Origin of the sequence: Arthrobacter sp. efr-133-TYG-120 (assembly GCF_030209785.1) — a bacterium.
Taxonomy (GTDB): Bacteria; Actinomycetota; Actinomycetes; order Actinomycetales; family Micrococcaceae; genus Arthrobacter.
This window is the reverse complement of record NZ_JARVRI010000040.1, coordinates 94695-102620: the sequence shown is the minus strand read 5'-3', so window position 1 is coordinate 102620 and position 7926 is coordinate 94695. Positions and strand designations below refer to the sequence as shown.

The following is a 7926-nucleotide window of genomic DNA, read 5'->3' as shown; positions in this document are numbered from 1 at the left end:
CAAGGAAAACACGTCCCAAGAATCAGGTGCTGAGCTCCCAATGAACCCGGATCGCCTCGGCGATCGGGCCGGCGGTGACGTCAACTTGGAAGGCCACGGGGGCGGTCCCTGTCGCTTCAATGACGGTGTCGTGGTAAACCCGGCCGCAGGACGGACACAAGGTGTAGAGGTCCTCATCGTCGGGCCACGGGGCGAGTCCGGCGGGCACGGGCTTGTCGGCCCCGGCGAAAACAGGGACGCCCTGCGAGTTGGCCTGAATCAATCCCTCTTTACTGACGGTGTTTCCGCACAGGCAAGTGATCGTCGTGACATCATGACCGATGACATCAGCGAATTCAGTGTCCATTTGAGCTCCCCGGCGTCGGAAGAGACGTTCTGCTTGTAGCTTATGCCCGCGGATCGCCTCCCGTCGCTGCATACGTGGCCATTTTGAATACCCGGGCAGGGTGCGCCCGATCTGCCGCCTAGACTCCTTGGATGGCTCTGGACCTTGAGAGTGTTTTCCTCAACGGCACGGTTGGTGCCGGCAAGACGACCACCGGCGAAGCCTTGCACTGGCTTCTCGCCGACGACGGAATCAGCAACGCCGTGATTGACCTCGATGAGTTGCGGCGGAGCTGGCCCGCACCGGCCACGGACCGGTTCAACCACGAGCTTGAACTGCGGAACCTCCAAGCTGTCGCGGGAAACTATCGTGACGTCGGCGTTCGGCGGTTCATTCTGGCAGGGGTGATTGAGCAACCCTCGGAGGTGGATCGCTATCGTGCGGCCCTCGGCGGCGGGAAACTCACGGTGATCCGGCTGGACGCGTCCATCGAGGCGATTCACGAGCGGCTCAGAAACAGACACGAGCCGAACAGCCAGGAGCTGACCTGGCACCTGGATCGCAGCGTGGAGCTCGGTGAAATCCTGAGCGAGACCCAAATCGAAACTTATGTGGTCGCGACCGGACCACGAACCCCACAACAGGTTGCCCAGGCGGTTCGGGCTCTGATTGGGTGGTAGGCGTAGCCAACGCACCACTGAAAGGACGCGATGAGATCCAACGAACTGCTGCTGGATTCCTTTGGCCGGATCCGTGACGTCGTGGCCGCAACGCTGGAAGGGGTCGACGACGAGTCCTTGATCCACAGGCCCGCCGGCACCGGAAATTCGATTGCGTGGTTGATCTGGCACCTCAGCCGGGTGGAGGACGTCCAAGTCGCGTCCGCCGCCGGCGTCGAACAGGTGTGGACTTCGCAGGAGTTCGCGGGCCGCTTCAAGCTGCCGCTACCCGAACGCGACACCGGCTATGGCCACTCGAGCGATAAAGTCGATGCGGTTCAAGCTCCGCCGGAGCTGTTGCTCGAATACTACGACGCCGTGCACCGGCAGACGGTTGCGTTTCTGAAAACGCTCGGTGACACGGACCTTGATCGCATCGTCGACACCCGCTGGGATCCGCCCGTCACTCTCGGCGTGCGCCTGGTCAGCACGATTGCGGATTGCCTTCAGCATGCGGGTCAGGCCGCCTACGCCAAAGGCCTAGGCGGCCGGTAAAAACCGTTCATACAGCTTTCCGGGGTTTGAAGATCAACCCCAGGACGGCTGCCAGCGCGAGCGCGGACAGGACAGTTGCAGACCAGAACCCGGCCCGCCCGCCGGTCAGGAAGTCGCCGGGGATCGCGAAGGCCGCGTAGATCGAAGCCACGATGGCCAGGCCGACAGCTCCGCCCAGCTGCTGCATCGTCTGGAAGAGTCCGGACGCAGACCCTGCGTGCTCGGGTTCGACGTTGCGCAGCGCGAGCGTGGTGAGCGGCATGAACGTCATGCCGGCCGAGATTCCAGTGCCCAGCAGTGCAAGCAAAACGAGGGCGAGCGGGGTGTCCGTGTTCAGTTGCGTCAGCGGCAGGAAGGCGACGACGCGGAGAGCGGTACCGAAGATGACCAGCCGGACGGCCCCGAAGCGCTCAAGTAGGCGCGGGACGATCCGCGACATCGCGAAGATGCTGAGCGGCATCGGCAGGAAGGCCAGTCCGGTGACCATCGGCGTGAGGTGCAGATCGTCTTCGAGGTACTGGACCATGAGGAAGAACATCGCCAGCATCCCGCCGTAGGTTGCTGCCATCGCTGCCAGCGCCGCCACTCGGCTCGGGCTGCGCAGCAGTTGCGGACGAAGCAGCGGGTGGGCCACCCTCCGCTCGGTAACGGCGAGAATTGCGATCAGTGCGGCCCCGACAACCAGGCCGCCGATCGTGCGCGGGCTGGACCATCCGACGTCGCCCGCTTGGATGAGACCCCAGACGATGGCGATGGCGCCGCCCGTGGCGGTCACAGCTCCGAGGATGTCGAAGCGTCCGGGCCGCCGGGGAGTTTCCGCGACCAGGCGCGGCACCGCAATGAGGACGACGACGCCGATCGGCACGTTGATGAAGAGGGTCCACCGCCAGCTGGTGGTGTCGGTGAGGAGCCCGCCGAGGATGAGCCCGAGCGCGCCACCCATTGAGGCAATGGCGGAGAACAGGGCGAGCGCCCGGTTCCGCGCGCCGTCGTCCTTTGCGCTAGTGGTGATGAGCGCGAGAACGCTCGGGGCGGCGAATGCGGCACCGAGGCCCTGGAGCGCCCGTGCGATAACGAGGAGGAGGGGCGAGGTGGCCAGCCCGCCAAGCAGTGAGAAGAGCGTGAAGGCTGCGACGCCCACCAGGAAGGTGCGACGGCGGCCCATCACGTCTCCGATCCGTCCGCCGAGCAGCAGGAGGCCGCCGAAAGCGACGGCGTAGCCGTTCAGGACCCAGCTGAGCTCGGCCCGGTCGAAGTGGAGGTCGGTGGCGATGTGGGGGAGCGCGACGTTCACGACGGTCGCGTCGAGGACAAGCATGAGTTGGGCCAGCATGACCAGCCAGAGGCCAATGCTGCCGGCCCGACGGCCGGATGAAACGATCCCGGCTGGGGCGCGTGTGGCGATTGTGGGTGTCATGGGAGGTGTCCTGTTCTAGCCGAGGGGGCTGACGTACACTAAGAGGAGAGTTGCTCCGTTTAGAACTATACGGAGACACTCTCCGTTTTTCAAGGGTGAATCGAAAGGTGTTTCTCTGTGCGCGCTGACGCTCAACGCAACCGCGACCGGATCGTGGAGGTTGCGCGTGCACTCTTCCGCGTCAAAGGCTTCGAAGCCGTTTCGATGGACGAAGTCGCCAAAGCGGCCGAGGTGGGACCCGGCACGCTCTACCGGCACTTCCCCACCAAGGAGTCGTTGTACGACGCGGTCCTCGAGGCGTGGGCAGAGAAGGTCCGCACCGCCGTCGACCGGGCCCTGTCCCTCGACGCCCCGGCACGGGAACGGTTGTTGAGCTGGCTAACCGACTATGCGTCGATGCTGACAGAACACAAAGGCGCCGCCGCGCGGATCACCGCAGCGCTGGGCGACCCCGGATCCCCGTTTGCCGCGAAGTGCCAGACCTACCTCGGCGCCAATCAGCGCGTGATCGAAGCGTTGGACTCGGCCTTGCGCCCCGGAGTCGATGCGATGCAGATCAGCAGGCTCGTCGGCGGCGTGGCCGCGGTAGTGGATAACAGCGAACTTCCCGCCGATGCGGCAGCATCAATGCTGGCGGTAGTCGCGGATGGACTCGTCGCTTCCTGACGAAGGTTTAGGGCTGAGTACTCCGGCGTCTGAGCTGTACTCCAAGTGCACCACGCCACTTACTCGCAAATTCGTTAACCAAGTCCAGTAGAGATCACTCAAGGCTGCCCAGAAGCCCGTCCGTAGGATCCGTAGTGAGCCGAAGATGGCTCACTGCCATTGCTTTTGGGATGCAATGTGCGGCAGTACCAACCCCGGCAGGGCCCTGAACCATGCCAAGGACGCACATCATGAAAACTGCAAAAATCATGGCCGTTGCTTGCCTCTTGTTAGCTACGACCGCCACACCATTATCCGCCGCTAATGCCGCTCCCATGGAAGTTTCTGGGATCTCCTTGGGCAGCGACATTTCCTGGCCCCAATGTGGTGGCGGACTTCCTTCCGGCCAGGCGTTCGGAATTGTCGGCGTGAACGGCGGCCGTCCGGGCACCGCCAATCCCTGTTTCGCCGAGCAGCTGGGCTGGGCCAGCGGCTCGGCGGGCGGGACAAGCCAACCCGCAGCCGCTGTGTACGTCAACACCGCCAATCCCGCGGGCTATGGCGCGTGGTGGCCCGGATCCGATGCGGAGGTGGGTCTGGCCGGGCCCAACCCGTATGGGAGCTGCGACGGGTCAGCTTCGGCGGCGTGCGCCTACCTTTACGGTTACGGAATGGCCTTCGACGCCGTCACCCGGTACGGCGTGCCCGATCCCGCCAAGCGCCTGTGGTGGCTGGATGTGGAGACGGGGAATGCATGGTCTTGGGACACCGTGGCCAACGCCGCCGACATTGAAGGCATGGCCGCGTTCCTGCAAAGCATCGGCGCCCAGGTTGGCATCTACTCAACCTCTTACCAGTTCGGGCTCATCGCCGGCCAGCTTCATCCCGATAGCAATCTGAACGGGCTTAAGAGCTGGCTTGCCGGAGCAACATCACCAGAGACTGCGGCGGAACTCTGCTCGGCCCCGCCCCTGACTGCCGGCGGCGTGGTTGTGCTCACCCAATTCACCACGGACTTCGACTACAACTACTCCTGCCTTCCGCCCGCACCGCCGCCGCCACCACCGGCACCTGCGCCGGTAGTGGCCCCGCCGAAGCCTCCGGCCCCGACGCTGACCCAAGACGCCAGCGGCAAAAAGAAGCCGGTACTGTCCGTAGCGCAGAGCTGACGGCTCCCAGCCGAGGTTCGTGACGCGCCGTTTCGTGACCTCAGGCAACGATGGACCAGACTTAGGGACGTGACCAACAAACCCCGCCCCGGCCTAGCGATCGCTGCACTGAGTCTCGGGACGGCGCTGAATCCGCTGAACTCGTCGATGATCGCGGTCGCACTGGTGGTGCTGCGCCAGGACTTCGCGCTCGACGTCGCCACCGTCACTTGGGTGATCACGTCCTTCTACCTCGCCTCGGCGGCCGGCCAGCCGCTCATGGGCCGGCTCGCGGACCGCTTCGGTCCGCGAAGGTTGTTCACCTTCGGTATGGCGGTGGTCGCCGTTTCCTGCCTTCTGGCGCCGTTCTCGCCGAACTTCGCACTGGTCTGCGTGGCCCGCGCACTCATGGCGGTAGGGACCGCGACGGCGTACCCGTGCGCCGTTGTCATGGTCTCGACGCTCAGCCGGCAGGCGAACATCAGCTCAACCCGACCCTTAGGGCGGATCCAGATGGCGAACACGTCGGCAGCGGCGGTGGGACCCGTCGTCGGCGGCCTCCTGGTGAGCCTGGTCGGCTGGCAGGCGCTGTTCGCGATCAACGTGCCGATCTCGCTTCTGGCCCTCATTGTGGTGCAGCGGGTGGCGCCGCCCGACGTCGGACGCGAAAGCGGCAAGCTCTCCGCCCTCCTGCGCGATTCCGACATTCCGGGCATCCTGGCGTTCATCGCCTCACTGACGCTCGCCATGATGGCGCTGCTTAACGTGATGCCGGCTTATCGTTGGTGGTTCATCGCCGTCGCGGTTGTCCTTGCGGGGCTGTTCGCGTGGCGCGAGTTCCGGTTCAGTCCGCCGTTCCTGGACTTGCGGCTGCTCGGCCGGAACCGGCCGCTGCTGCTGTTGTACTTGGGTTTCGCGGTGTTCAGTGCGGTCTACTATTTTGCGTTCTTCGGCCTTCCGCAGTTGCTGCAGCAGGCTGGAAAGTACGACGCCGGCGTGGTCGGCCTGCTGATGCTGCCCCTTGCTGCCATGTCGGTTTTCATGACGCCGGTGACGGTGCGGTTCATTGAGCGGTTCGGCGTGCGGTCCGTGATGATCGCCGGCGTCGTGCTTTTGGCGCTGGCTTCCGGTGCGCTCGGAGTGTTGACGCTGTCCTTCTGGCCGCCGCTGGTGCTCGTGCTCACGGCGCTGATGGGTGTGCCATATGGCGTGGTCAGTACGGCATCGAACCAAGGTTTGTACGTGTCCGCGCGGCCCGAGGATAGGGGAGTGGCGGCCGGGATCTTCCAGACGTGCCGATACCTCGGGGCCATTACGGCGACGGTGCTCATTGGTGTGCTGTACGGTCCCGGAGTCAACCAGGCAAACTGGGGGCTCATGGTCTTGGTGATGCTGGGGTTGAGCGCGGTGGTGTTTGTGTTGGCGCTGGCTTGGCGGAAGCCGGGGGCAGTGGGTTAAGTGTTCCGATGTCCGTTGCATGACTGGCGACGGATCTCCGGCCTCGACTCCTCAGCCGCACACCTTTGAGTGGGTATTTGAGACGCTCGCCGATTGGCCTCGCAGAGCTTGTTGACACCTATAACCGGTGGGAATAATCTCGGCCTTACGAGGTTCGTGGTCTCGTATTGAGTGTTTTCGGCGCTGCCTCTGGGGGAGCTCCGCTAGTCGAATGAACTAGCGAGGAGAGTCCTCAATGTCTTGGGAAATGTCCGGAAAATATGTTGCAAATTGCAGTTGCGCGTTGATTTGTCCGTGCCCGGTGGACGCCAGGCCCAACAGCGCTAACGGCGAATGCCGCGGCGTGGCAGTGTTCCATGTTGCGAACGGGAAGCTCGATGACACCGACCTTTCGGGTGTCGACTTCGCCTTCGTCAATTTCTTCCCGTCGAACCTGACCGCGGGCGGTTGGAAGATCGGCGTCGTCGTCGATGAAGGCCCTTCGGACGGGCAGGCGACCGCCCTCGAAAGCATCCTGCACGGCGAAGTCGGCGGACCGTTCGGGGATCTGGCTGCCCTGTACGGCGAATGGCTGGGCGTGCAGAGAGCCGGCGTCACGTTCTCGGATGGCGATAACCCGTCCGCCTCGGTGGGAGACAGCGTGAACTACACACTGGAAACGCTGCCAGGGCCGGGTGGCGGCGTCACCACCGTCACGAACGCGATGTACGCCTTCGCTGCCAGCTACATGATCGGGAAGGCGCCGGGGCACTCGGATCTCTTCGGCCTGGACTTCGACGGGATCTATGGCGAGAGCGGAGAATTCACCTACGCAAGCGAAATGGCTGAAGGCTCCCCCAAGGGCAGGGCATGACAGCCGGGAACCTGCCTCGTAGAAAGTTGAATCGCGGAGCTGTGGCGGGCGGCACGTCGCGCGCCACAGCCTTCAACTTGGATCCTCGCGAGGCCGGCCTGGTTGCTGTTTTGCTGATTCTTGCGGCCGTGAGCTGGATCGTTTCTGCCGTGCAAACATCCGGGATGGACATGGGGCGCTGGACAGATCCGGGACCGCTCGGCTTCTTCCTCACCACCTGGGTGGTCATGTTGGCGGCCATGATGTTTCCGTCGGTGGCGCCCATGGTGGTTGCTTACGCCCGGATCACCCACCACCGTCGGGAGACCGGACGCTATGCTCCGGCAGGTTCCACGGCAGTCTTCGTGGCCGGCTACCTGATCTCCTGGACGATCTTCGGCCTCGCCGCGTACGCGCTCTACGCGATGGTCGCGTCCCTCATCCCCGGTTTGTTTTCCTCCGATCCGGGCGGTCGCTACCTGGCAGCCGGGGTGATTTTTCTGGCGGCCGTCTACCAACTCACGCCAGCCAAGAACGTCTCCCTGATGAAATGCCGGACGCCGATGGACTTCATCCTGCGCCGCATCCGCTATGGACGGTTTGGCGCGCTGCGTCTTGGACTCGAGCACGGTGCATGGTGCGTTGCCTGCTGCTGGGCGCTGATGGTGGCACTCTTCGCGCTCGGCGTGATGAGCGTCGGCTGGATGGCTGTGGTGGGGGCATTCATTGCTTTGGAGAAGATGCTTCCGTGGAGACGGATCGCCAACCGATTGGTCGCCGTCGCGCTGGCCCTGATCGCGGTGGCGATCGCCGTTGCACCGTGGATGGTGCCCGGCGTCGGGATGTAAGTGCGGGGGAAAAATGGGACGGTCTCGTTCATTAAGGAG

Annotated in this window: 9 protein-coding genes; 7 read left to right on the top strand and 2 right to left on the bottom strand. The window is 64.1% G+C overall.

The features are described from left to right. Positions 1-22 precede the first annotated feature (22 nt). Complete coding sequence (locus QRN51_RS21315; RefSeq protein WP_284991803.1) at positions 23-346, bottom strand: hypothetical protein; 324 nt, start codon at positions 344-346, stop codon at positions 23-25. Positions 347-477: 131 nt separating this feature from the next. Between QRN51_RS21315 and QRN51_RS21310 the strand changes: the two genes are divergently transcribed. Continuing rightward, positions 478-1005 (top strand): AAA family ATPase, encoded by a 528-nt coding sequence (locus QRN51_RS21310; protein WP_284991802.1) that lies wholly within the window; start codon positions 478-480, stop codon positions 1003-1005. A 30-nt stretch (positions 1006-1035) separates the two neighbouring features. After that, the gene (locus tag QRN51_RS21305) at positions 1036-1539 is read left to right on the top strand and encodes a mycothiol transferase (RefSeq protein WP_284991801.1); all 504 of its coding nucleotides are present in this window, start codon (positions 1036-1038) and stop codon (positions 1537-1539) included. Between the two features lie 7 nt (positions 1540-1546). Here the strand turns inward: QRN51_RS21305 and QRN51_RS21300 are convergent, their stop codons facing one another. After that, complete coding sequence (locus QRN51_RS21300) at positions 1547-2956, bottom strand: MFS transporter (protein ID WP_284991800.1); 1410 nt, start codon at positions 2954-2956, stop codon at positions 1547-1549. A 117-nt stretch (positions 2957-3073) separates the two neighbouring features. Here QRN51_RS21300 and QRN51_RS21295 point away from each other — a divergent pair, with 117 nt between their 5' ends. From QRN51_RS21295 to QRN51_RS21275, 5 genes are all read left to right on the top strand, one after another. Further along, positions 3074-3622: a TetR/AcrR family transcriptional regulator gene (locus QRN51_RS21295; protein WP_059388091.1), complete on the top strand. Its 549-nt coding sequence runs from the start codon at positions 3074-3076 to the stop codon at positions 3620-3622. Positions 3623-3852: 230 nt separating this feature from the next. Further along, positions 3853-4770 (top strand): glycoside hydrolase family 25 domain-containing protein, encoded by a 918-nt coding sequence (locus tag QRN51_RS21290; protein WP_284991799.1) that lies wholly within the window; start codon positions 3853-3855, stop codon positions 4768-4770. A 69-nt stretch (positions 4771-4839) separates the two neighbouring features. Beyond that, positions 4840-6207, top strand: coding sequence for an MFS transporter (locus tag QRN51_RS21285; protein WP_284991798.1), 1368 nt, complete (start codon positions 4840-4842; stop codon positions 6205-6207). Between the two features lie 235 nt (positions 6208-6442). Next, positions 6443-7060 (top strand): DUF1326 domain-containing protein, encoded by a 618-nt coding sequence (locus QRN51_RS21280; RefSeq protein ID WP_284991797.1) that lies wholly within the window; start codon positions 6443-6445, stop codon positions 7058-7060. After that, on the top strand, positions 7057-7887 hold the full coding sequence (locus QRN51_RS21275; protein ID WP_284991796.1) for a DUF2182 domain-containing protein: 831 nt from the start codon (positions 7057-7059) through the stop codon (positions 7885-7887). Before QRN51_RS21280 ends, QRN51_RS21275 begins: the two co-directional genes overlap by 4 nt. Positions 7888-7926 lie beyond the last annotated feature (39 nt).

Bases quoted from the DNA above. Each gene is read 5' to 3' on its own strand.
- QRN51_RS21300 (WP_284991800.1), bottom strand. From the start codon at position 2,956: ATGACACCCACAATCGCCACACGCGCCCCAGCCGGGATCGTTTCATCC.
- QRN51_RS21275 (WP_284991796.1), top strand. From the start codon at position 7,057: ATGACAGCCGGGAACCTGCCTCGTAGAAAGTTGAATCGCGGAGCTGTG.
- QRN51_RS21315 (WP_284991803.1), bottom strand. From the start codon at position 346: ATGGACACTGAATTCGCTGATGTCATCGGTCATGATGTCACGACGATC.
- QRN51_RS21305 (WP_284991801.1), top strand. From the start codon at position 1,036: ATGAGATCCAACGAACTGCTGCTGGATTCCTTTGGCCGGATCCGTGAC.
- QRN51_RS21310 (WP_284991802.1), top strand. From the start codon at position 478: ATGGCTCTGGACCTTGAGAGTGTTTTCCTCAACGGCACGGTTGGTGCC.
- QRN51_RS21280 (WP_284991797.1), top strand. From the start codon at position 6,443: ATGTCTTGGGAAATGTCCGGAAAATATGTTGCAAATTGCAGTTGCGCG.
- QRN51_RS21290 (WP_284991799.1), top strand. From the start codon at position 3,853: ATGAAAACTGCAAAAATCATGGCCGTTGCTTGCCTCTTGTTAGCTACG.